Here is an 807-nt window from a genome sequence, read left to right as displayed (position 1 = left end):
CCGGCCGCGGCCTGCGCGGCCCTGACGCTCGGCGTCGCGGCGATGTCCAGGAAGCCATAGGGCATGACGGTGTTCCTCGGGGGCCGGCCGGTCCAGTGCACGACAGCTAGTCCCTCTCAACGGCGTGGGGTATGCCCTCCGATTGAGAACGGAGTTTCCGGAAACCGAGAGGGCTCGCCATGGACCGCCTCGACGCTATGCGGATGCTGGTCGCCTCCGCGGAGGCCGGATCGCTGTCCGCCGCGAGCCGGCGCCTGGGCGTGCCGCTGCCGACCCTGAGCCGCAGGATCGCCGACCTCGAAGCGCGACTGGGCGCCAGGCTGCTGGTTCGCTCCTCCCGCGGCCTCGTGCCGACGGAGGCGGGCGCCGCCTATCTCGTGGCGGCTCGGCGCATTCTCGACGATGTGGAAGACGCCGAGAGGGCCGCGGCGGGCGAGTGGCGCGTGCCGCGCGGCGAGCTGGTCGTCACCTCGCCGGTGGTGTTCGGCCGCCTCCACGTGCTGCCGGTCACGGTTGCGTTCCTGGCCGCCTATCCGGAGATCGACGTCCGGCTGGTGCTGTCCGACCGCAACGTCGGCATCGTCGACGAGCACATCGACGTGGCGCTGCGGATCGGTCCCCTGCGGGACAGCGCGCTCAGGGCGATCCACGTCGGCGACGTGCGCCGGATCGCGGTGGCGAGCCCCGACGTTCTAGAGCGCGACGGCGTCCCGCTGGTGCCGTCGGACCTGGCGTCCAGGCCCTGCATCGGCTTCGAGGGCATCTCGGCGGATCGGGAGTGGGTGTTCTCCACTCCGGATGGCGAGG

1 protein-coding gene is annotated in these 807 nt (G+C 72.1%); it reads left to right on the top strand.

What is annotated here, in order from left to right; all coding sequences use genetic code 11:
- Positions 1-179: 179 nt before the first annotated feature.
- Positions 180-807 (top strand): LysR family transcriptional regulator (locus tag D3273_RS27915; protein ID WP_165359774.1); only part of this gene is annotated, 628 nt, incomplete at its 3' end.

Origin of the sequence: Lichenibacterium minor (assembly GCF_004137685.1) — a bacterium.
Classification (GTDB): domain Bacteria; phylum Pseudomonadota; class Alphaproteobacteria; order Rhizobiales; family Beijerinckiaceae; genus Lichenihabitans; species Lichenihabitans minor.
Note: the sequence above shows the minus strand (reverse complement) of the source record. Positions and strands in the feature narration are given on the sequence as shown.